The sequence below is a fragment of the Rhizobium redzepovicii genome (assembly GCF_019793435.1).
GTDB classification, from domain to species: Bacteria; Pseudomonadota; Alphaproteobacteria; order Rhizobiales; family Rhizobiaceae; genus Rhizobium; species Rhizobium redzepovicii.
The window spans coordinates 206,952-227,580 of the sequence record NZ_JAILYH010000006.1; the positions used below are offsets into that span (position 1 = coordinate 206,952).

At 61.0% G+C, this 20,629-nt stretch carries 21 protein-coding genes, 3 tRNA genes and 1 riboswitch; of the genes, 21 read left to right on the plus strand and 3 right to left on the minus strand.

The annotated features are described in order from the left end of the window. Positions 1 to 34: 34 nt before the first annotated feature. The 3 genes from hupB (at position 35) to K6N12_RS11685 (ending at position 3,869) form a co-directional block, all read left to right on the plus strand. Complete coding sequence (gene hupB, locus K6N12_RS11675; protein ID WP_003573937.1) at positions 35 to 310, plus strand: DNA-binding protein HupB; 276 nt, start codon at positions 35 to 37, stop codon at positions 308 to 310. Between the two features lie 120 nt (positions 311 to 430). Continuing rightward, a riboswitch (FMN riboswitch) is annotated at positions 431 to 583 on the plus strand. Between the two features lie 84 nt (positions 584 to 667). Next, positions 668 to 1,588, plus strand: a complete 921-nt coding sequence (locus K6N12_RS11680) for a DMT family transporter (RefSeq protein ID WP_425517716.1) — start codon at positions 668 to 670, stop codon at positions 1,586 to 1,588. Between the two features lie 82 nt (positions 1,589 to 1,670). Beyond that, entirely contained in the window at positions 1,671 to 3,869 is a 2,199-nt protein-coding gene (locus K6N12_RS11685; protein ID WP_097627283.1) for an esterase-like activity of phytase family protein, read from the plus strand. Positions 3,870 to 4,126: 257 nt separating this feature from the next. Here the strand turns inward: K6N12_RS11685 and K6N12_RS11690 are convergent, their stop codons facing one another. Continuing rightward, complete coding sequence (locus tag K6N12_RS11690; protein ID WP_097627189.1) at positions 4,127 to 5,113, minus strand: aldo/keto reductase; 987 nt, start codon at positions 5,111 to 5,113, stop codon at positions 4,127 to 4,129. A gap of 250 nt (positions 5,114 to 5,363) precedes the next feature. On the opposite strand from K6N12_RS11690, the gene K6N12_RS11695 reads away from it, so the two are divergent. Then, complete coding sequence (locus K6N12_RS11695; protein WP_097627191.1) at positions 5,364 to 5,765, plus strand: (R)-mandelonitrile lyase; 402 nt, start codon at positions 5,364 to 5,366, stop codon at positions 5,763 to 5,765. On the opposite strand, the gene K6N12_RS11700 is transcribed toward K6N12_RS11695, so the two are convergent. Beyond that, positions 5,766 to 6,371, minus strand: a complete 606-nt coding sequence (locus tag K6N12_RS11700) for a class I SAM-dependent methyltransferase (protein WP_097627193.1) — start codon at positions 6,369 to 6,371, stop codon at positions 5,766 to 5,768. Between the two features lie 163 nt (positions 6,372 to 6,534). Here K6N12_RS11700 and K6N12_RS11705 point away from each other — a divergent pair, with 163 nt between their 5' ends. Next, positions 6,535 to 6,894 carry a hypothetical protein gene (locus K6N12_RS11705; protein WP_097627195.1) on the plus strand — a complete coding sequence of 120 codons (360 nt, stop codon included), beginning with the start codon at positions 6,535 to 6,537 and terminating at the stop codon, positions 6,892 to 6,894. A gap of 131 nt (positions 6,895 to 7,025) precedes the next feature. Further along, positions 7,026 to 7,574 carry a glutathione peroxidase gene (locus K6N12_RS11710; RefSeq protein WP_012557329.1) on the plus strand — a complete coding sequence of 183 codons (549 nt, stop codon included), beginning with the start codon at positions 7,026 to 7,028 and terminating at the stop codon, positions 7,572 to 7,574. A gap of 771 nt (positions 7,575 to 8,345) precedes the next feature. Here K6N12_RS11710 and K6N12_RS11715 read toward each other — a convergent pair. After that, a tRNA-Val gene (locus K6N12_RS11715) sits at positions 8,346 to 8,421 on the minus strand. Between the two features lie 383 nt (positions 8,422 to 8,804). Here K6N12_RS11715 and K6N12_RS11720 point away from each other — a divergent pair. The 15 genes from K6N12_RS11720 to K6N12_RS11790 all read left to right on the plus strand — a co-directional run bounded on the left by K6N12_RS11720 (position 8,805) and on the right by K6N12_RS11790 (position 20,616). Further along, a tRNA-Asp gene (locus K6N12_RS11720) sits at positions 8,805 to 8,881 on the plus strand. Between the two features lie 82 nt (positions 8,882 to 8,963). Further along, positions 8,964 to 9,040 (plus strand) — tRNA-Asp (locus tag K6N12_RS11725). A 247-nt stretch (positions 9,041 to 9,287) separates the two neighbouring features. After that, on the plus strand, positions 9,288 to 9,653 hold the full coding sequence (locus K6N12_RS11730; RefSeq protein ID WP_007626195.1) for an NADH-quinone oxidoreductase subunit A: 366 nt from the start codon (positions 9,288 to 9,290) through the stop codon (positions 9,651 to 9,653). Beyond that, on the plus strand, positions 9,644 to 10,228 hold the full coding sequence (locus K6N12_RS11735) for a NuoB/complex I 20 kDa subunit family protein (RefSeq protein ID WP_097627196.1): 585 nt from the start codon (positions 9,644 to 9,646) through the stop codon (positions 10,226 to 10,228). The genes K6N12_RS11730 and K6N12_RS11735 overlap by 10 nt, the downstream gene beginning before the upstream one ends. A gap of 18 nt (positions 10,229 to 10,246) precedes the next feature. Continuing rightward, on the plus strand, positions 10,247 to 10,849 hold the full coding sequence (locus tag K6N12_RS11740; RefSeq protein WP_097627198.1) for an NADH-quinone oxidoreductase subunit C: 603 nt from the start codon (positions 10,247 to 10,249) through the stop codon (positions 10,847 to 10,849). Positions 10,850 to 10,883: 34 nt separating this feature from the next. Then, positions 10,884 to 11,273: a four helix bundle protein gene (locus K6N12_RS11745; protein ID WP_097627200.1), complete on the plus strand. Its 390-nt coding sequence runs from the start codon at positions 10,884 to 10,886 to the stop codon at positions 11,271 to 11,273. 63 nt (positions 11,274 to 11,336) lie between these two features. Then, positions 11,337 to 12,527 (plus strand): NADH-quinone oxidoreductase subunit D, encoded by a 1,191-nt coding sequence (locus tag K6N12_RS11750; protein ID WP_012557331.1) that lies wholly within the window; start codon positions 11,337 to 11,339, stop codon positions 12,525 to 12,527. Then, on the plus strand, positions 12,527 to 12,799 hold the full coding sequence (locus K6N12_RS11755) for a hypothetical protein (RefSeq protein WP_097627202.1): 273 nt from the start codon (positions 12,527 to 12,529) through the stop codon (positions 12,797 to 12,799). The genes K6N12_RS11750 and K6N12_RS11755 overlap by 1 nt, the downstream gene beginning before the upstream one ends. 16 nt (positions 12,800 to 12,815) lie before the next feature. Continuing rightward, positions 12,816 to 13,982 carry an NADH-quinone oxidoreductase subunit E gene (locus K6N12_RS11760; RefSeq protein ID WP_097627204.1) on the plus strand — a complete coding sequence of 389 codons (1,167 nt, stop codon included), beginning with the start codon at positions 12,816 to 12,818 and terminating at the stop codon, positions 13,980 to 13,982. Positions 13,983 to 13,992: 10 nt separating this feature from the next. Next, positions 13,993 to 15,297, plus strand: a complete 1,305-nt coding sequence (nuoF, locus tag K6N12_RS11765) for an NADH-quinone oxidoreductase subunit NuoF (protein WP_003558451.1) — start codon at positions 13,993 to 13,995, stop codon at positions 15,295 to 15,297. Between the two features lie 2 nt (positions 15,298 to 15,299). Continuing rightward, positions 15,300 to 15,968 carry a 5' DNA nuclease gene (locus K6N12_RS11770; RefSeq protein WP_097627206.1) on the plus strand — a complete coding sequence of 223 codons (669 nt, stop codon included), beginning with the start codon at positions 15,300 to 15,302 and terminating at the stop codon, positions 15,966 to 15,968. Positions 15,969 to 16,191: 223 nt separating this feature from the next. Beyond that, on the plus strand, positions 16,192 to 18,273 hold the full coding sequence (gene nuoG, locus K6N12_RS11775) for an NADH-quinone oxidoreductase subunit NuoG (RefSeq protein ID WP_131711061.1): 2,082 nt from the start codon (positions 16,192 to 16,194) through the stop codon (positions 18,271 to 18,273). 12 nt (positions 18,274 to 18,285) lie between these two features. Further along, entirely contained in the window at positions 18,286 to 19,329 is a 1,044-nt protein-coding gene (gene nuoH, locus K6N12_RS11780; protein WP_003587271.1) for an NADH-quinone oxidoreductase subunit NuoH, read from the plus strand. A 40-nt stretch (positions 19,330 to 19,369) separates the two neighbouring features. Continuing rightward, on the plus strand, positions 19,370 to 19,861 hold the full coding sequence (gene nuoI / locus K6N12_RS11785) for an NADH-quinone oxidoreductase subunit NuoI (RefSeq protein ID WP_003587270.1): 492 nt from the start codon (positions 19,370 to 19,372) through the stop codon (positions 19,859 to 19,861). Positions 19,862 to 20,001: 140 nt separating this feature from the next. Beyond that, positions 20,002 to 20,616, plus strand: coding sequence for an NADH-quinone oxidoreductase subunit J (locus K6N12_RS11790; protein ID WP_003573901.1), 615 nt, complete (start codon positions 20,002 to 20,004; stop codon positions 20,614 to 20,616). Positions 20,617 to 20,629: the final 13 nt, after the last annotated feature.

The window sequence follows — 20,629 nt, forward strand, 5'->3', positions numbered from 1 at the left end:
AGTCGTTTCGTACCATTTAGAAAGGGGTGGAAACATGAACAAGAATGAACTCGTGTCCGCAGTCGCCGAAAAGGCAGGACTGACGAAGTCTGACGCGGCTTCCGCTGTTGACGCGGTTTTTGACGTTGTCCAGGGTGAACTCAAGAACAAGGGCGACATCCGCCTCGCAGGGTTCGGCAGCTTCACCGTTTCTCATCGTGCCGCATCGAAGGGCCGCAACCCGTCGACGGGCGCTGAAGTCGACATTCCGGCTCGCAACGTGCCGAAGTTCACGCCCGGCAAGGGCCTGAAGGACGCCGTCAACGGCTGATCTGAGATTATCCGCCAGCCGTAAACGAGACCGGCTGTGCAGGATTTGGGAGGGGTTCGGCTTTGCCGGACCCCTTTTGCTTTCGCCGCTTGCCGCATGCGGCGCATTGTTCTACGACAGAGCTGTTCTCAGGGCGGGGTGAAACTCCCCACCGGCGGTAAGGGTCTCGGCCCGAGCCCGCGAGCGCCTTCCCAAGCTGTCGCTTGGGAAGGGTCAGCAGATCCGGTGCGATTCCGGAGCCGACGGTCAAAGTCCGGATGGAAGAGAATGAGCATGGCCGCGTGCGGGGCAGGAGACTGCCAGCGTCAGCGTGCCGTCGCTCGTTGCGTCCTGATTTATGTTGGTCCCTGGTTTCGGATGAAAGACATGAATCAGAATTCCCTTGCAGTGTCGCAGTCGCGCGCCTTTGCCGGCGCAGCTTTCATGGTGCTTGGAGGCGTGGTCTTCTCGCTCCTCAACGTCGTCACCCAGTGGCTGACGATGAAGCTCGCCTTTCCCTCGGCTTCCGCGGCCTTCTGGCAATATGCTTTCGCATTTCTGTTCTCCTTGCCCTTCCTGCGCAAATCAGGCCTTTCGGCAATGCGCACCGATTATCCCTGGCGGCATATTGTGCGCGTGATCTTTGCCGCGCTCGGCGTCGAGGCCTGGATTTCCGGCCTTGCGTCGGTGCCGATCTGGCAGGCGATCGCCCTCGTCATGACCTCGCCTTTCTTCATCATTCTCGGCGCCCGCCTGTTCCTCGGCGAACGTGTCGGTCCTGTCCGGTGGGCGGCGACCGGTGTCGGCTTTGCCGGCGCGATGATCATCCTGCAGCCATGGTCCGACAGCTTCACCTGGGCAGCCCTGCTGCCGGTGCTCTCGGCGCTGTTCTGGGGCGCCTCGTCGCTGATCACCAAGAGCCTGACCGGCATCGAAAAGCCCGAGACGATCACCGTCTGGCTGCTGGTGCTGCTGACGCCGATCAATGGCGGCCTGGCGCTCGCGGCGGGCTTTGCCGTGCCGACGGGCACCGCGCTTGCTCTCTTCCTGCTGGCCGGCCTGCTGACGGTCGTAGCGCAATACCTGCTGACCCTTGCCTATGCCAGCGCCGACGCCGCCTACGTCCAGCCCTTCGACAATCTGAAGCTGCCGTTGAATGTGCTGGCCGGCTGGCTGTTCTTCGGTTATGCGCCGGCCGGTTATCTTTGGCTCGGAGCTGCTCTCATCCTTGCCGCCTCGCTTTTCATCATGCGCGACGAGATGCGCCGGGAAAAGGGCGGCCTGACGCAAACCGCGTGAAATGGCGGGGGCTGTCATGCCTCTGTCATGGCAGTCCCGCAGAAAACCCATGTTTCGACTATTCGACACATGGGGGATTTTCATGACCATTTCATCGCGCAAGGCAGCACTTGCTGCCGTGCTTCTCGCTTCCGTTGCCTTCCCGGCCGCCGCCGAGCCGGTTTTCAACCGCATCGCCTCCTTCCCGGTCGCCCAGAACCTGCCTGCCGACAAGGACAAGCTCTCGGCGACTTCAGCCGAAATCATCACCGCGACCGACGACGGCAACACGCTGATCTATAGCGATAGCCCGCTCGGTGCGATCGGCTTCATCGACATCACCGATGCCAAGGCCCCGAAATCAGGCGGCGCGCTGATGATGGACGGCGAGCCGACCTCGGTCACCTCGAGCGCCGGCAAGGCGCTGGTCGCCGTCAATACCTCCGAAAGCAAGGCCAAGCCCTCGGGCCGTCTGGCGATCGTCGACGTGGCGACGAAGAAGATCGAGAACACCTGCGATCTCGGCGGCCAGCCGGATTCGATCGCGCTCAACAGGGACAAGACGCTCGGCGCCATCGCGATCGAAAACGAGCGCGACGAAGAGGTCAATGACGGCAAGATCCCGCAGATGCCGGCCGGCGATCTGGTCGTCTTCCAGCTCAAGAACGGTGCCGTCGATTGCGCCACCATCAAGCACGTGGCGCTGACCGGCCTTGCCGGCGTCGCCCCTGACGATCCGGAGCCGGAATTCGTCGCCTTTAACGGCTTGAACGAGATCGCACTGACGCTGCAGGAAAACAACGAGATCGTCATCATCGACGCCACTACGGCTGAGGTGAAAACGCATTTCTCCGCCGGCAGCGTCGATCTTACCGGCATCGACACCAAGCGTGACGGCGCTCTGAAATTCACCGGCGAATTGAAGGGCGTTCCGCGTGAGCCCGACGCCGTGAAGTGGCTGGACGACAACCGCCTCGTCATCGCCAACGAAGGCGATTACCAGGGCGGCTCGCGCGGTTTCACCATCTTCGACAAGACGGGCAAGCTTCTCTACGAATCGGGCGCATCCTTCGAACGCGCCGTCGCCCATATCGGCCACTATCCGGAAAGCCGTTCGGGATCGAAGGGCGTCGAGCCAGAAGGCCTCGAAGCCGCCAAGTTCGGCGACGACCAGTATTTCTTCCTGCTCGCCGAGCGCGCCTCGGTCGTCGGCGTCTTTAAAGATACCGGCGCCGATCCCGAGCTCGTGCAGCTGCTGCCATCGGGCATTTCGCCGGAAGGCGGGATCGCCATTCCCCAGCGCAACCTCTTCGCCACTGCCAACGAGCTCGACCTCGGCAAGGATGGCGGCACGCGCTCGCATGTGATGATCTATGAGCGTTCGGAAGGCGAGAAAGCCTATCCTCAGATCGTTTCCGCCGAAAAGGACGGCAATCCGATCGGCTTCGCAGCCCTATCGGGTCTCGCTGCCGTTCCCGGCAAGCCGGGCAGGCTCTATGCCGTCAGCGACAGCGTTCTCGGCTTGCAGCCGACGATCTACACGATCGATGCCAGCAAGAAGCCGGCGGTGATCACCGATGCGCTCATCGTCAAGCGCGACGGCGCCCCGGCCCAGAAGCTCGACATCGAAGGCATCGCGGTGGCCGCCGATGGCTCATTCTGGCTCGCCTCGGAAGGCTACAGCGAGCGTCTCGTCCCTCACGCCCTCTACAACGTCAACGCCAAAGGCGATATCAAGGCCGAGATCGCGCTGCCGAAGGAACTCGCCGCCAACGAAATCCGCTACGGCTTCGAAGGTGTCACCATTGTCGGCACCGGCGACGATGCCACGCTCTGGATGGCTGTCCAGCGCGAATGGGGTGACGACGAGAAGGGCTTCGTCAAGCTAGTCTCCTACAATCCGAAGAAGAAGGAATGGGGTGCCGTGCGCTATCCGCTCGACAAGACGGAAAGCGGCTGGGTCGGCCTGTCTGAAATCTCGGCGCAGGGCGACAGCGTCTACATCATCGAACGCGACAACCTCGTCGGCGACGCTGCCAAGCTGAAGAAGCTCTACAAGGTGGCGATCGCGGAGCTGAAGCCCGCCAAGCTCGGCGGCGAACTGCCGGTCGTCAAGAAAACCGAAGCCCATGACTTCCTCGGCGAACTGAAGACCACGACCAACGGTTACGTGCTCGACAAGCTCGAAGGCTTCACCTTCGACGCCTCAGGCAAGCCCTACGCCGTCACCGACAACGACGGCGTCAGCGATTCCTCCGGCGAGACGCTGTTCTTCCCGGTTGAGCTGAACGCGACGAACTGAGTTGGGATAAAGAGATAAAGGAAGAGGCCGGGCGAAAGCCCGGCCTCTGTCGTTGAATCCAAGACCCCTCCCCACAAGGGGAGGGGCTAAGATGCCGCACCGCTTCACGTAAACTCCATCGTATGAATTCGTCGAACGGTAACAGCCAGCAAGACCTCTGCTTTTGGTCGCTGCCGGACAACAGCGCCTAGTCGCTCCCCCTTATGGGGAGGGGTAGAGCGGCAGCCCACAACCCTCAAAAACAAGCAGCTCCAGCCCTACCAGCGCTGATGCACATGCGGGGCGATCAGCCGCTCGTAGAGCTCGCGTGTCGCCGCCATGACATCGGCCGAGAGCGGCGCAAGATCGGCTGCCGCCGCATTGGCTCTCGCCTGTTCGCCATTGCGGGCACCGGGGATGACGACGGTGACGGCGTCGGCCATCAGGATCCACCGAAGTGCAAAGGCGGCCATGGTGGCGCCTGTGGGCACCAGCTTGCGCACCTCCTCCACCGCCTGCAGGCCGACCTCGAAGGGCACGCCGGCAAAGGTCTCGCCGACGTCGAAGGCCTCGCCGTGACGGTTGAAATTGCGGTGGTCGTCGCTGGCAAAGTGCGTTTCCCTGGTGATCTTGCCGGAGAGCAGACCGCTGGCCAACGGCACGCGGGCGATGATCGCCACGTTCCTGCGGCGCGCCTCCTGGAAAAACAGGTGGTCGGGGCGCTGGCGGAAGATGTTGTAGATGATCTGGATGCTGACGACGCCGGGATATTCGATCGCCTTCAGCCCGTCCTCGACCTTTTCGACGCTAACGCCATAACCCCTGATCTTGCCGGCCTTCTGCAGCGCGTCGAGACCTTCGAAGACCTCCGGCTGGTAAAACACCTCGCGCGGCGGGCAGTGAAGCTGCACGAGGTCGAGGCTGTCGACGGCAAGATTCTCAAGGCTGCGGTCGATGAAGCCTTCGAGATTGGCCTTGGTATAACCTTCGGCGACATGCGGGTTGAGCCGGCGGCCCGCCTTGGTGGCGACCATCGGGCGCTGGCCGCCACGCGTCTTGAGCACGTCGGCGATGATCTTTTCCGAGCGGCCGTCGCCATATACGTCGGCTGTATCGATGAAGGTCATGCCGGCATCGAGTGCGGCATTCAGCGCCGCGCGTCCATCCGCTTCGCTGATATCGCCCCATGAGCCGCCGATCTGCCAGGCGCCGAAGCCGACATTGGTGACCGTGAAGGGCATGCGGCCGAAAGCATGGTGTTTCATGAGAAATTCTCCCAATGCATGTTGCCCGGAAGTGTGCAGCGGTTCCGGGATAGCGACATGCGTAAAAACAGAGAACTAAAGCGCATCGCATCAACCAAGTTCAATGTGACGCGCTTTAGGTGATGAAAGAGATTGGCCTATCAGCCGGGCGAGGATGCGGCAATTGTCGATCCGGCCTTGATTGGTCGCCTCGATGAAATATCGTCGGATTACAAGGCTTCAACTGCAATGGAATGGAAAAGGAAAGATCATGGAGATCAAACCCGCCGGCTCTCGCCCCTCGATGACGCCGCCGGCCGACTATTTCACCGGCGCTGTTCGCCAGGACCCGCTGATGGAGCCGCCGGCACCGGCCCGGGTGAAGGCAACCTCGGTTACTTTCGAGCCCGGCGCCCGCACCGCCTGGCACACGCATCCGCTCGGCCAGACGCTGATCGTCACTTTTGGCAAGGGCCTCGCCCAGAGCTGGGGCGGGGAAATCCGCGAGATTCGCGCCGGCGACACGGTCTGGTTTTCGCCGGGCGAGAAACATTGGCACGGCGCTGGCGAGGATACGGCGATGACGCACATCGCCATTCACGAGGCGCTGGACGGCAAGCATGTCGACTGGATGGAACAGGTCAGCGACGCGCAATATTTCGGCAAAAGCTGATCAGAGCCGTTTCAGGCAATAGGAAAAATGCGCATGTGATTCGACCGTCAGAAACTCGAATTGCCAGCCGTAATCCTTGCAGAACTTGGTGACCGCCTCGACGACGCCATAGACGATCGGCTTGACCGTGTTGCCGGTGCAGAAGTCGTGCCCGGCGATGCGCCCCGTCCGCTTCACCTTCTTTTCGCAGAGCAGCAGTTCCTGCCAGGTGAGCTCGAAGGAATGATCGGTATCGATATAGGCCCAATCGAGGAAATCGTCCTCGAATTCGGCGAGCTTTTCCAGCGACGTACCCTGCATCAGATGCAGCCGGCCGGCGTCGATCTCGGCCGCGAACTTGGTGTGGATCGTATCGAACCCGGAGCTGTAGCGGTCCATCGACCAGGGATCGATGAGGTAGAGCTGCGCTGGGCGATTCTTTTCCAGAATCTCCGCCGTATATTCGCCGAAGGCAGCCCCGACCTCGACGCCGATGCCGCCGTTCGGGATCCGGTAGAGCAGCTCGCCGCGATCCGGCAGCAGGCGGGCATTTTCCATATGATGAGCGCTGAGCGGGGTGCGCGGCATGCTCGCCCGGAGTGCCTGCCTGTCTTCACGTGTCTTCATCTCTGATCTCGGGATTGCGGGCGTCTGACGGCCCTGATGCGGTCTGCGGCGAACGTAGGAGCAGCCGACCTCGATGACAACCACATGACGGGAATTTGCTTCTTTCGAACAAATCGCTAAGTTTCACCTGTGGACTGACGAGAGCCCCGGGAGGAGCGATTTCATGAGACGCATGTGGCCTGAAGAGTTCAACGCCATCATCAACGGAGCCGAGGAGGTGATGTTGGAAGCACCCGCAGAGGCCGGCGAAGCACCGCTGAATCGCAAGGCGCTGAAGGCGCGCATCAGCATGGCGGATTACGAGCGGATCTGGCCGCTGGCCGAGATGCGCTTCCGGCTTGGCGAGGAAGCCCTGGAAGGCAAGGCCATCACACTGATCACCACCAACCCCCATTACCACTCCTGGCACCCGAAGGACGGCGGCAGCGTCGAATCCGTGTCCGACAGCGGTCGCCATTACAAGACGGATTATATCGTTGTGCACTTCCTGCTCGACGACGTGAAGGAAACATCCCCCGCCTGATGTGCTGACCGCCGGTGCAGGCCGTAGCCCGCACCGGCGTCCTGCTAACGCCGAGTTGATTCCGACGTTGATGACAACGGCGGCGATATCGCTAAGTTGGCGAGACATATCTTATCAATTTGGAGGTTCCCATGGCAGGCAATGTGCTGGATATCCCTGTCAAATCAGTGGATGGTCGTGAAACCACACTCAGCGAATACAAGGGCCGCGTGCTCCTGGTCGTCAACGTCGCCTCCAAATGCGGGCTGACCGTTCAATATGAGGGTCTCGAAAAGCTCTACGGCGAAAAGCGCGAGCGCGGCTTCGTCATCGCCGCTTTCCCCGCCAACGACTTCAAGGGTCAGGAGCCCGGCACCGACGCCGAGATCCTCGACTTCTGCACCAGCACCTACGATGTCACTTTCCCGATTTTCTCGAAGATTTCGGTCAAGGGCGAGACCCAGCACCCGCTCTACCGGCAACTGACCAAGTCCGGTGTGAAGACCACAGGTGACGGCCCGATGCGCGAACGCCTGAAATCCCACGGCATATCGGGCGGCGACGAGGACGACATTCTCTGGAACTTCGAAAAATTCCTGATCGGCCGCGACGGTAAAGTTGCCGCCCGATTCGCGCCTGACGTGACGGCCGATGATTCGCGGCTGGTCTCGGCGGTGGATAAAGAACTGGCGAAGGGGTGAATGGTCGGCGATGAGCCCGGCTGTCACGATTCCAGAACGCCACTTCGGAATCCCGAAATTCCCCGCTTCGGGATTCCGAAATCCGCAGCGTTTCGCACGGTGTCGACAGAAAAAATCATGCAATGATTTCAATCCCGCAACCAATTTCGGGATTCCGAAGGGCTATATAGAGTCTGGTAGGAAGTCTGAGCCAAGGCATTTCGCCACGATCAGAAACACTGTCGCAGTCACCGAGCCATGAATGCCCTTCGGCTGCAAAACGCGCCAGGACTGCGATGATTCGTAAAGAGGCTGAGCTTCAGATCCCAAGCACGGTCACAAGCGGGGGCGTAAAGTCCTTGAAGCCCACCCTCGGCCAGTCGCACCTTCTGTCAAACCGCGTCTTTGGTTCGTGGCGCTGGCATTGCGGATTCGTTTTGAAGGCGTAACCGGGCAGGCTGACATATCTGGCGCTTGGCGCATAAAGAGCGACCGCGATGCACAGCGTCAGTGCGGAGCAGAGAGTCCTCATGGAACACCTCCAGGTGTAGCAAGCGCGGAGATTTTCCGGGCGGTGAATTCTCACACTTTTGCCCGCGCCCATCCATTCGCCCAATAGGAGGTGGCGCCGCGCCCGGAGTAGTCCGTTCTGGTGGAGTGCTGATTTCAGACGCCGCGCCGCATCGCGACCTGCCGGACGCGCCAATGGATCCAATTGGAATTCCAAATACATCACGACGCAGCTGAGACATCCCACTGCGAAAGCTGCGATTTGGCACGTAAGGGAGAAAATGGTGGGCGATGAGAGACTCGAACTCCCGACATCCTCGGTGTAAACGAGGCGCTCTACCAACTGAGCTAATCGCCCATCGCTGACGAAGCCGGATCGGCCTGCCGCGTTGGTGGCCGTGATCTATGCGGATCGCGGCAAAACCGCAAGAGTGTTTGTGAAGATTTTTTGATTTTTTTGGTGGCGGTCCCGCTCCTTGTGATGGCGATCGGGCGTCACCGGGCTGTGGATAAAGGGGAGGGGGCCTGTCGACGTCGACCGCGCTGCCGGCTTCGATCGGGCGTCAGTGTCGTAGTGGGTAGGGGAATTGCCGGCCTTGCCGAAACAATTCAAACGACTGTCATGGTTTTGTCTCCAAACCTGCTTGACACTAAAAGACGAACCCCGTAGTTAGCCGCTCATCGAAACGGGCAGCCGTTTTGGTGAGGGTGCGAAGGCATCCGGACTGCTTGAAATGAATTGCGGGTGTAGCTCAGTTGGTTAGAGTGCCGGCCTGTCACGCCGGAGGTCGCGGGTTCGAGCCCCGTCACTCGCGCCATTTCAAGTCTTGTAGAACGCAAATGTGATTTGTCGTTTGTCCGGTTTCTTCATCCCAGCGGCCGCAAAAGGCCGATCAATGCGCGGGTGTAGCTCAGTCGGTTAGAGTGCCGGCCTGTCACGCCGGAGGTCGCGGGTTCGAGCCCCGTCACTCGCGCCATTCTCTTTCGAAAGCCATGCAGTTTCCAGGGGTCAGGCATGCAGCTTGAATCGGTTTGTGTGGATTTGTCGCGACATCGTTGCATCTGCTTGATAATGTCCGCGCGCGGCGCGTCGAATTGCCTCTGTAAATCTCTTGCGCCGGGGCGTCGGCTGCGCTAACCACGGCTTGTTGCAACGCACGTTCGCTTGCCGGGCATTTGCCCAAATGCGCCGCCTGGCGCCTCCGGCAAGCAGGGATGAACATGATGACTGAACTGCTCAGTTCCTATATTCCGATCGCTATCTTCATCGCTATCGCTCTCGTTATCGGCCTGGCGCTGCTCATTGCGCCGTTCGCCGTCGCTTTCAAAGCGCCCGATTCGGAAAAGCTCTCGGCTTACGAATGCGGCTTCAACGCGTTCGACGACGCCCGCATGAAGTTCGACATCCGCTTCTACCTCGTGTCGATCCTCTTCATCATCTTCGACCTCGAAGTCGCCTTCCTCTTCCCCTGGGCCGTTTCCTTCGGCGCCATCGGCTGGTTCGGCTTCTGGTCCATGATGGTCTTCCTCTTCGTGCTGACCATCGGCTTTATCTATGAATGGAAAAAGGGAGCCCTGGAATGGGAGTGACCCCTGTGAGCAATCAGCCGCTCGTCGCCCAGCAGCCGAAGGGGATCATCGATCCCGCCACAGGCAAGCCGATCGGCAGCAACGACGCATTTTTCGGCGAGATCAACAATGAGCTTGCCGACAAGGGTTTCCTCGTCACCTCGACCGACGAGCTGATCAACTGGGCCCGTACCGGCTCGCTGATGTGGATGACCTTCGGTCTGGCCTGCTGCGCCGTCGAAATGATGCAGCTGTCGATGCCGCGTTACGACGTCGAGCGCTTCGGTTTTGCGCCCCGCGCTTCGCCGCGCCAGTCCGACGTCATGATTGTCGCCGGCACGCTGACCAACAAGATGGCGCCCGCTCTGCGCAAGGTCTACGACCAGATGCCCGAGCCGCGCTACGTCATCTCGATGGGCTCCTGCGCCAATGGCGGCGGCTATTATCACTATTCCTATTCGGTGGTGCGCGGCTGCGATCGCATCGTGCCGATCGATATCTATGTGCCGGGCTGTCCCCCCACGGCAGAGGCGCTGCTCTACGGCGTGCTTCTGCTGCAGAAGAAGATCCGGCGGACCGGCACGATCGAACGCTAAGGGTTAAGGACAAGGCATATGAGTGAAGCCCTGACTGAGCTTGCGTCCTACCTTGGCGAAGTGCGCGGCAATCTGATCGCCGCATCGCAGATGAAGTATGGCGAGCTGACGCTGACGACGACGGGTGAAAACCTGATCGCGCTTCTGACCTTCCTGCGCGACGACGCCAAATGCGGTTTCGTCAACCTGATCGATATTTGCGGCGTTGACTGGCCGCAGCGCGAGCTGCGTTTCGACGTCGTCTATCACCTGCTGTCGCCGAAGCAGAATCTGCGCATCCGCGTCAAGGTCGCAACCGACGAGGATACGCCGGTTCCGTCGGCCTGCGCCGTCCATCCCGGCGCCGACTGGTTCGAGCGCGAAACCTGGGACATGTACGGCGTGCTCTTCACCGGCCATCCGGACCTGCGCCGCATCCTGACCGACTACGGCTTCGAAGGCCATCCGCTGCGCAAGGACTTCCCGACGACCGGTTTCGTCGAGGTCCGCTACGACGACGCCGCCAAACGCGTTGTCTACGAGCCGGTCGAGTTGAAGCAGGAATTCCGCAACTTCGACTTCATGTCGCCTTGGGAGGGGACGGAGTATGTGTTGCCGGGGGATGAGAAGGCGAAGCAGTGAGTAGTGATTAGTTGGTAGTGAATAGTGGGCAGATATTTGGGTAACGAACGGGAAAATAAGTTCCTACCGTGATTTGAAAGTCTGGCAATTTGCTATCGAGCTGTCTGTCGTTTGTTATGAGGTGACGAGAACCTTCCCGCGCGAAGAGATCTATGGAATGACCAGCCAGATTAGACGATCTTCCGTTTCCGTGGCCGCGAACATCGCGGAGGGATACGGAAGAGAAAATCGAGGTTCGTTTGCCCAATTTCTCAAGATCGCACAGGGCTCGTTGAAAGAGTTGGAGACGCATTTGATCATCGCCGGAAGAATTGGCGTTCTTCAAGCCTCGGCCTTGGACGAATTGCTCGACCAATGCGACGAAATTGGAAAGATGCTGGGATCGCTTATCCGAAGCGTTCAGCACAGGAAAGCTGACGAATAGCGAGAGTGATGAAAACTAATCACTGCTCACTATTCACTACTCACTCTAAGCGAGTTAATCGCCATGACCGAACATAACGTCCGCAACTTCAACATCAATTTCGGACCGCAGCATCCGGCGGCACATGGCGTTCTTCGTCTTGTCCTGGAGCTTGACGGCGAAATTGTGGAGCGGGTTGATCCGCATATCGGCCTGTTGCATCGCGGCACCGAGAAGCTGATCGAAACCAAGACCTATCTTCAGGCCGTGCCCTATTTCGATCGTCTCGACTACGTCGCGCCGATGAACCAGGAGCATGCCTATGCGCTGGCGGTGGAAAAGCTGCTCGGCATCGAGATCCCGATTCGCGGCCAGTTGATCCGCGTTCTCTATTCGGAAATCGGCCGCATCCTCTCGCATCTTTTGAACGTCACGACGCAGGCTATGGACGTCGGCGCGCTGACGCCGCCGCTCTGGGGCTTCGAAGAGCGTGAAAAGCTGATGGTGTTTTATGAGCGCGCCAGCGGCTCGCGCATGCACGCCGCTTATGTCCGACCGGGCGGCGTCCATCAGGATCTGCCGGAACAGCTCGTCCAGGATATCGGCGACTGGTGCGATCCCTTCCTGAAGGCGCTCGACGATATCGACAATCTGTTGACCGGCAACCGCATCTTCAAACAGCGCAACGTCGATATCGGCGTCGTCTCGCTGGAGGATTGCTGGGCTTGGGGCTTCTCCGGCGTCATGGTGCGCGGGTCGGGCGCTGCCTGGGATCTGCGTCGCTCGCAGCCTTACGAATGTTATTCCGATCTCGAATTCGACATTCCGATCGGCAAGAACGGCGACAATTACGACCGCTACCTGATCCGCATGATCGAGATGCGCCAATCGGTCCGCATCATGAAGCAATGCGTCAACCGTCTGCTGTCGGATGCCAAAACCGGTCCCTTCTCGTCGATCGACGGCAAGGTCGTGCCGCCGAAGCGCGGTGAGATGAAGCGCTCGATGGAAGCGCTGATCCACCACTTCAAGCTCTATACCGAAGGCTACCACGTGCCGGCCGGCGAAGTTTACGCCGCGGTCGAAGCGCCGAAGGGCGAGTTCGGGGTCTATCTTGTCTCCGACGGCTCCAACAAGCCCTATCGTTGCAAGATCCGTGCGCCCGGTTATGCGCATCTGCAGGCGATGGATTTCATGTGCCGCGGCCACCAGCTTGCCGACGTCGCAGCCGTGCTCGGCTCGCTCGACATTGTCTTCGGCGAGGTGGACCGCTGATGCAGCGTCTGCCGCTTGCTGTCGTACTTCTTCTTGCGGCATCCGGGGTTTCGGCCCAGGAGACCGATACGCTCGGCACGCCGCTGGGCCGTAAGGAAGTGACGCCGCCGGCGGCGCAAACGTCCATGGGCGATCTTTTGTCCAAGGGCTATCAAATCAAGGCTGCCATTCCGAATGGCAGCAAATTCGTAGTGTTTATGCAGAAAGACCAGTCGGCCTATGCCTGCGAAATGCAGTCTTTGACCGCTTCGCGGTGTGGAACCCTAAACTGACAAGGCGTGAGGAAGAATGTCCGTTCGTCGATTAGCCGAAGATCAATTTCAGCCTGCCGCATTCGCTTTCAGCGATGAAAATGCGGTCTGGGCGGACAAGACGATCCAGAAATACCCCGCCGGCCGCCAGCAGTCGGCGGTCATCCCGCTGTTGATGCGGGCACAGGAGCAGGACGGCTGGGTCACGCGCGCGGCGATCGAAAAGATCGCCGACATGCTCGATATGGCCTATATCCGGGTGCTCGAGGTCGCGACCTTCTATACGCAGTTCCAGCTGCATCCTGTCGGCACCCGCGCCCATGTCCAGGTCTGCGGTACGACGCCCTGCATGCTGCGCGGCTCGGAAGCGCTGATGTCGGTCTGCAAGAGCAAGATCCACGCCCACGCCTTCGAGCGCAATGCCGAGGGCACGCTGTCCTGGGAAGAGGTCGAATGTCTTGGCGCCTGCGTCAACGCCCCGATGGTGATGATCGGCAAGGACACCTATGAAGACCTGACGCCGGCGCGTCTCGAAGAAATCATCGATACCTTTGCCACCGGCAATGGCGCGAGCATCAGGCCCGGCACCCAGATCGACCGGATTTTCTCGGCACCCGAAGGCGGCCCAACCTCGCTGACGACGGAAGAGCCGAAGACAAGGACGCGCGCCAAGAAGGCCGATGCCGAAAGCATTTCGGCTCCGGTCGACGCCGCTCCGGTTCCGCCCTCCGAGGCTGCCCGCCCGAAGAGCACCGATGCCGAAACCAACGCCGCCCTGAAGACGCCGGCAACGGCGCCGAAGGCGGCTGCCAGGAATGCCAAGGCTGCCGAGCAGCAGCCGGTTTCCGGCACTGCGCCCGCCGAACCGGCACCGGTGGCTGCCGCCAAGGCCGAAGCCGCCCCGGCGGCAAGGCTTGCGCTCACCGACAAGAACCGTCCGGCCGGCATCGAAAAACCCGCCGCGCCGGATGACTTGAAGATGATCTCCGGCGTCGGCCCGAAGATCGAGGCGACGCTGAACGAAATCGGCATCTTCACCTTCTCGCAGGTCGCGGGCTGGAAGAAGGCCGAACGCGAATGGGTCGACGGCTACCTGAACTTCCGCGGCCGCATCGAGCGCGACGACTGGGTCAAGCAGGCCAAGGCGCTCGCCAAGGGCGGCGAAGCGGAATATATCAAGGTCTTCGGCAAGAAGCCGCGGTAAGAGGTGAAGCATGTTACAAGATAAAGACCGCATCTTTACCAACATCTACGGCCTCAAGGACAAGTCCCTGAAGGGCGCAATGAGCCGCGGCCACTGGGACGGCACCAAACAGATCCTCGAAAAGGGCCGCGACTGGATCATCAACGAGATGAAGGCCTCGGGCCTTCGCGGCCGCGGCGGCGCCGGCTTTCCCACGGGCCTGAAATGGTCCTTCATGCCGAAGGAAAGCGACGGCCGCCCGCATTACCTCGTCGTCAATGCCGACGAATCGGAGCCCGGCACCTGCAAGGACCGCGATATCATGCGCCACGATCCGCATACGCTGATCGAAGGCTGCGTCGTCGCCAGCTTCGCCATGGGCGCCAATGCCGCCTACATCTATGTGCGCGGCGAATATATCCGCGAGCGCGAAGCGCTGCAGGCGGCGATCGACGAATGTTATGATTACGGCCTGCTCGGCAAGAACAACAAGCTCGGCTGGGACATGGACATCTTCGTCCATCACGGCGCAGGCGCCTATATCTGCGGCGAGGAAACCGCGCTGCTCGAAAGCCTCGAGGGCAAGAAGGGCCAGCCGCGCCTGAAGCCGCCTTTCCCGGCCAATATGGGCCTCTACGGCTGCCCGACAACTGTCAACAACGTCGAATCGATCGCCGTTGCCCCGACGATCCTGCGCCGCGGCGCCGGCTGGTTCTCGGCCATCGGCCGCCCAAACAATGTCGGCACCAAGCTGTTCATGCTCTCCGGTCACGTCAACAAGCCGTGCACGGTCGAAGAGGAAATGGGCATCACCTTCCGCGAACTGGTCGACCGCCATGCCGGCGGCATCCGCGGCGGCTGGGACAATCTGCTCGCCGTCATTCCGGGCGGCGCATCCTGCCCGATCGTGCCGGCCAAGGACATCATCGACTGCCCGATGGATTTCGACGGCCTGCGTGGCGTCGGCTCCTCCTTCGGCACGGCGGCCGCGATCGTCATGGACAAGTCCACCGACGTCATCAAGGCTATCGCCCGCATCTCCGCCTTCTTCAAGCATGAGAGCTGCGGCCAGTGCACGCCCTGCCGCGAAGGCACGGGCTGGATGTGGCGCGTGATGGAGCGCATGGCCAAGGGCAATGCCCAGAAGCGCGAAATCGACATGCTGTTCCAGGTGACCAAGCAGATCGAAGGCCACACCATCTGCGCGCTCGGCGATGCCGCCGCATGGCCGGTGCAGGGTTTGATCCGTAACTTCCGTCCCGAGATCGAAAAGCGCATCGACCAGTATACGGCAAGCGCTCTCGATCATGGCGCGGTTCTGGAGGCGGCTGAATAATCATGGCGGACAACGCATCGAAGAGTGGAAAGAAGGAAGACGCCGCCGATTTCGCGGCCGGCTTCGGCCGTCTCGCCGCCGAGATGCTGGAAAATGCACGGGCAATGCCCGTGCATCCGCTGATGGCGCATCCGGCCGCCGCCTTTGCCGCTGCAACGGCGATCGGCTTCGGCCTCTCGACGCAGATGGCGGGCGCCTTCTTCGGCGCCTTCCAGAGCGCGCTGGAAACGACCGGCAAGGTCGCTGCCGCCCTCGATGATACGCCGCCGGACGAACTCACGCCCGACGTCGAGATCCGTCCGGAGAATATTCGCCCTGCCGTGAAGGTTGTCGTCAAGCCGGCGGCCGCGAAGAGGGCAGGGCCGAAATTGACGGTTGTCAGGCCGGTCAGCGAACCGGTACCGGCAAGCCAGCCGAAGCCGGCTGAGAAGGCAAAACCGGTCGCGCGAGCGAAAAAGGCCGATGATCTGAAGCTGATCGCCGGCATCGGCCCGAAGCTGGAGCAGGTGCTGAACGCCAGGGGCATTCGCAGCTTCGCCGAAATTGCCGGCTGGAACGATGAGGACATCGCCCGTCTCGACGCCGAGCTTGGCTTCAACGGCCGCATCGGTCGCGACGACTGGAGCGGCCAGGCGAAAGTTCTGGCCGGGCGGGCGCGCCGCAAGAAATGAACTGTCCGGCCGTGCAATCGGCCGGAAAAATGGGCAGATCGGCGGACGGGCGGGGGCCTCACGCTGCAGAAGCCGATGCGGGTTCCGGACCTGGAACACGCGACAGAGAATTTGGGCGGCATCAGATGTCGGCAGGACGAAAGATCCGGCTTGGCAATGAGACTGTTGCAAAAATAGGTTTGTTTGCCGTCATCAGGCAAACGGGAAACAGGACTGAGCGACGATGGCAAAACTGAAGATTGACGGCAACGAGATCGAAGTTCCGGATCATTTCACGCTGTTGCAGGCGTGTGAGGATGCCGGTGCCGAGGTTCCGCGCTTCTGCTTCCATGAGCGCCTGTCGGTTGCCGGCAATTGCCGCATGTGCCTTGTCGAGGTGAAGGGCGGCCCGCCGAAGCCGCAGGCTTCCTGCGCCATGAGCGTACGCGACATCCGCGGCGGCCCGAACGGCGAACTTCCCGAGGTCTTCACCAACACGCCGATGGTCAAGAAGGCCCGCGAAGGCGTGATGGAATTCCTGCTGATCAACCATCCGCTCGATTGCCCGATCTGCGACCAGGGCGGCGAATGTGACCTGCAGGACCAGGCGATGGCCTTCGGCATCGACACCTCGCGTTACCAGGAAGACAAGCGCGCCGTCGAAGACAAGTATATCGGCCCGTTGGTCAAGACGGTGATGAACCGCTGCATCCACTGCACGCGTTGCGTCCGCTTCACCACCGAGGTCGCCGGGATTTCCGAGCTTGGCCTGATCGGCCGCGGCGAAGATGCCGAGATCACCACCTATCTCGAACAGGCAATGACCTCCGAACTGCAGGGCAATGTCGTCGACCTCTGCCCCGTGGGCGCGCTGACTTCCAAGCCCTTCGCCTTCACCGCGCGTCCCTGGGAATTGAACAAGACCGAATCGATCGACGTCATGGATGCCGTCGGTTCGGCGATCCGCGTCGACACCCGCGGCCGCGAAGTCATGCGTGTCCTGCCGCGCGTCAACGAGGCGATCAACGAAGAGTGGATCTCCGACAAGAGCCGCTTCATCTGGGACGGCCTGAAGACCCAGCGCCTCGACCGACCCTATGTCCGCCGCGACGGCCGCCTGCAGCCCGCCACCTGGGCTGAAGCCTTCGGCGCCATCAAGGCCGCCGTCGGCGCCACATCGGGCGACAAGATCGGCGCGATCGCGGGCGACCTTGCCTCGGTCGAGGAAATGTATGCGCTTTCCGAACTGGTGAAATCGCTCGGATCCGCTAATCTCGACTGTCGGCAGGATGGGGCGGCACTCGATCCGTCGCTCGGCCGTGCAAGCTACCTCTTCAACCCGACCATTTCCGGCATCGACCAGGCCGACGCGCTGCTGATCATCGGCGCCAATCCGCGTTTCGAGGCAGCCATCCTCAACGCCCGTATTCGCAAGCGCTGGCGCCGCGGCAAGTTCCCGATCGGCGTCATCGGCGAGCCGGGCGAACTGCGCTATAGCTATGACTATCTAGGCGGCGGTCCGGACACGCTGAAGGATCTGGTTGACGGCGGCCACGCCTTCGCCGAGGTGCTGAAGAACGCGGCCAAGCCGATGATCATCATCGGCCAGGGCGCGCTGTCGCGCACCGACGGCGCCGGTGTTCTCGCCAGCGCCGCCAAGCTTGCCGGTTCGGTCGGCGCAGTCGTCGAAGGCTGGAACGGCTTTGCCGTCCTCCACACCGCCGCCTCGCGCGTCGGCGGCCTCGACCTCGGCTTCGTGCCGGGTGCCAAGGGCGTCAATGCCGCCGAAATGCTGACGGCGATGGATGTGCTCTTCCTGCTCGGCGCCGACGAACTCGATTTCACCGCCAAGAAGGCCAAGCTCACCGTCTATATCGGTTCGCATGGTGATAACGGCGCCCATCATGCCGACGTCATCCTGCCGGCCGCAGCCTATACTGAAAAGTCCGGCACCTGGGTCAACACCGAAGGCCGCGTCCAGATGGGCAACCGCGCAGGCTTTGCGCCAGGCGACGCCCGCGAGGACTGGGCCATCATCCGCGCCCTTTCCGACGTGCTCGGCAAGAAGCTTCCCTTCGATTCGCTGAGCGAATTGCGCGTCCGGCTCTATGCCACTTTCCCGCATTTCGCCGCCATCGACGAGATCGCCGAAACCGATAGCGCCCAAATTGCCGCAGTTGCGAAAAAAGCCGGCAAGATGAACAAGTCAGGGTTTGCGTCGCCGGTGAAAGACTTCTATTTGACGAACCCGATAGCGCGGGCCTCGGCAGTGATGGCGGAGTGCTCGGCATTGGCCCGCAACAACTTCAAAGTCGCGGCAGAGTAAGGGCAGGGGACTATGGATTCTTTCTTTTCGACCTATGTCTTGCCGGCGATCATCATGATCGGTCAGTCGCTGCTGCTTCTGGTCTGCCTGCTCGTCTTCATCGCCTATGTTCTGCTCGCCGACCGCAAGATCTGGGCGGCCGTGCAGCTGCGCCGCGGCCCGAACGTCGTCGGCCCCTTCGGCCTTTTCCAGTCTTTCGCCGACCTTCTGAAATTCGTCTTCAAGGAGCCGATCATTCCGGCCGGCGCCAACAAGGCGGTGTTCCTGCTTGCCCCGCTGGTGACGGTGCTTCTGGCACTGTCCACTTGGGCGGTGGTGCCGCTTGCCGACGGCTGGGTGATTGCCAATATCAATGTCGGCATCCTCTACATCTTCGCGATTTCCTCGCTCGAGGTCTACGGCATCATCATGGGCGGCTGGGCTTCGAACTCGAAGTATCCGTTCCTCGGCGCGCTGCGTTCGGCCGCACAGATGGTGTCCTATGAAGTCTCGATCGGCTTCGTCATCGTCACCGTGCTTCTCTGCGTCGGTTCGCTGAACCTGACCGATATCGTCAATGCGCAGCATACCGGCCTCGGCACCATGCTCGGCCTGCCGGCGTCGTTCCTCGACTGGCACTGGCTGTCGCTCTTCCCGATGTTCATCATCTTCTTCATTTCGGCGCTCGCCGAAACGAACCGTCCGCCCTTCGACCTTCCGGAAGCCGAATCGGAACTCGTTGCCGGCTTCATGGTCGAATACGGCTCCTCGCCATACATGATGTTCATGCTCGGCGAATATGCGGCCGTCTGCCTGATGTGCTCGCTGACGACGATCCTCTTCCTCGGCGGCTGGCTGCCTCCGGTCGACATCTGGATCCTCAACTGGGTCCCGGGCATCATCTGGTTCATGCTGAAGGCCTGCTTCGTGTTCTTCATGTTCGCGATGGTCAAGGCTTTCGTCCCGCGCTATCGCTACGACCAGCTCATGCGCCTCGGCTGGAAGGTTTTCCTGCCGCTGTCGCTCGCCATGGTCATCATCGTTGCATTCGTGCTGAAGCTGATGGGATGGGCATGATGACGCCCTCTCTCGTTTCCGGCAAAATTGGAGGTTGAAGATGGGAAGCTTGTCCAGCTCCATCAGCTCGCTGTTCCTCAAGGAATTCTTCGGCGCGTTCTTTCTGTCGATGCGCTATTTCTTCCGCCAGAAGGCGACGATCAACTATCCCTTCGAAAAGGGACCGGTTTCCCCGCGTTTCCGTGGTGAGCATGCGCTGCGCCGCTATCCGAACGGCGAGGAACGCTGCATCGCCTGCAAACTTTGCGAGGCGATCTGTCCTGCCCAGGCCATCACCATCGAGGCCGGTCCGCGCCGCAACGACGGCACCCGCCGCACGGTGCGCTACGACATCGACATGGTGAAGTGCATCTATTGCGGCTTCTGCCAGGAAGCCTGCCCCGTCGACGCGATAGTCGAAGGGCCGAATTTCGAATTTGCGACGGAAACCCGCGAAGAGCTCTATTTCGACAAGGCGCGCCTTCTCGACAACGGAGACCGTTGGGAGCGCGAAATCGCCCGCAATATCGCGATCGACTCGCCGTACCGCTGATCGAGTTTTGAAATGCCGCAAGGGAGCTTTGCTGCTCCGGTCGCGGTCAATATGCACAGGAGCTTTGCCGGTCAGCCGCGCAAACTCTATCGGGCAGAAAAACTCCCGGCTGCCCGGGGGAAGATGAAAAAGGCACCAACATGGGTCTGCAGGCTCTATTTTTCTATCTTTTCGCCTTTGTCGCGGTGGCGTCGGCGTTCATGGTCATCTGGGCGAAGAACCCGGTTCACTCGGTTCTGTTCCTGATCCTGGTGTTCTTCAACGCGGCCGGCCTCTTCCTGCTGCTCGGTGCCGAATTCCTCGCGATGATCCTGCTGGTCGTCTATGTCGGCGCCGTCGCCGTGCTCTTCCTCTTCGTGGTGATGATGCTCGATATCGACTTCACCGAGCTCAGGGCAGGGGTTCTCGAATATGCGCCGATCGGCGGCCTGATCGGGATCATTCTCGCAGCCGAGCTGATCGTCGTCATCGGCGGCAGCGTCATCTCGCCTGAGATCGCCAAATCCGTCGCCATGCCGATCCCGGCGCTCAGCGAGCGCACGAATACGGCTGCTCTCGGCGACGTGCTTTACACCAACTACGTCTATTTCTTCGAGATCGCCGGTCTGGTGCTGCTGGTCGCGATGATCGGCGCCATCGTGCTGACGCTGAGGCACCGCACCAACATCAAGCGTCAGAATATCCCGAGGCAGGTTGCCCGCACGCCCGCCACCGCCGTCGAGGTGGTGTCGGTCAAGCCCGGGCAGGGCGTCTAAGGCAGGTCAAGGA

Bases quoted from the DNA above. Each gene is read 5' to 3' on its own strand.
- hupB (WP_003573937.1), top strand. From the start codon at position 35: ATGAACAAGAATGAACTCGTGTCCGCAGTCGCCGAAAAGGCAGGACTG.
- K6N12_RS11680 (WP_425517716.1), top strand. From the start codon at position 668: ATGAAAGACATGAATCAGAATTCCCTTGCAGTGTCGCAGTCGCGCGCC.
- K6N12_RS11685 (WP_097627283.1), top strand. From the start codon at position 1,671: ATGACCATTTCATCGCGCAAGGCAGCACTTGCTGCCGTGCTTCTCGCT.
- K6N12_RS11690 (WP_097627189.1), bottom strand. From the start codon at position 5,113: ATGAAACACCATGCTTTCGGCCGCATGCCCTTCACGGTCACCAATGTC.
- K6N12_RS11695 (WP_097627191.1), top strand. From the start codon at position 5,364: ATGGAGATCAAACCCGCCGGCTCTCGCCCCTCGATGACGCCGCCGGCC.
- K6N12_RS11700 (WP_097627193.1), bottom strand. From the start codon at position 6,371: ATGAAGACACGTGAAGACAGGCAGGCACTCCGGGCGAGCATGCCGCGC.
- K6N12_RS11705 (WP_097627195.1), top strand. From the start codon at position 6,535: ATGAGACGCATGTGGCCTGAAGAGTTCAACGCCATCATCAACGGAGCC.
- K6N12_RS11710 (WP_012557329.1), top strand. From the start codon at position 7,026: ATGGCAGGCAATGTGCTGGATATCCCTGTCAAATCAGTGGATGGTCGT.
- K6N12_RS11730 (WP_007626195.1), top strand. From the start codon at position 9,288: ATGACTGAACTGCTCAGTTCCTATATTCCGATCGCTATCTTCATCGCT.
- K6N12_RS11735 (WP_097627196.1), top strand. From the start codon at position 9,644: ATGGGAGTGACCCCTGTGAGCAATCAGCCGCTCGTCGCCCAGCAGCCG.
- K6N12_RS11740 (WP_097627198.1), top strand. From the start codon at position 10,247: ATGAGTGAAGCCCTGACTGAGCTTGCGTCCTACCTTGGCGAAGTGCGC.
- K6N12_RS11750 (WP_012557331.1), top strand. From the start codon at position 11,337: ATGACCGAACATAACGTCCGCAACTTCAACATCAATTTCGGACCGCAG.
- K6N12_RS11755 (WP_097627202.1), top strand. From the start codon at position 12,527: ATGCAGCGTCTGCCGCTTGCTGTCGTACTTCTTCTTGCGGCATCCGGG.
- K6N12_RS11760 (WP_097627204.1), top strand. From the start codon at position 12,816: ATGTCCGTTCGTCGATTAGCCGAAGATCAATTTCAGCCTGCCGCATTC.
- nuoF (WP_003558451.1), top strand. From the start codon at position 13,993: ATGTTACAAGATAAAGACCGCATCTTTACCAACATCTACGGCCTCAAG.
- K6N12_RS11770 (WP_097627206.1), top strand. From the start codon at position 15,300: ATGGCGGACAACGCATCGAAGAGTGGAAAGAAGGAAGACGCCGCCGAT.
- nuoG (WP_131711061.1), top strand. From the start codon at position 16,192: ATGGCAAAACTGAAGATTGACGGCAACGAGATCGAAGTTCCGGATCAT.
- nuoH (WP_003587271.1), top strand. From the start codon at position 18,286: ATGGATTCTTTCTTTTCGACCTATGTCTTGCCGGCGATCATCATGATC.
- nuoI (WP_003587270.1), top strand. From the start codon at position 19,370: ATGGGAAGCTTGTCCAGCTCCATCAGCTCGCTGTTCCTCAAGGAATTC.
- K6N12_RS11790 (WP_003573901.1), top strand. From the start codon at position 20,002: ATGGGTCTGCAGGCTCTATTTTTCTATCTTTTCGCCTTTGTCGCGGTG.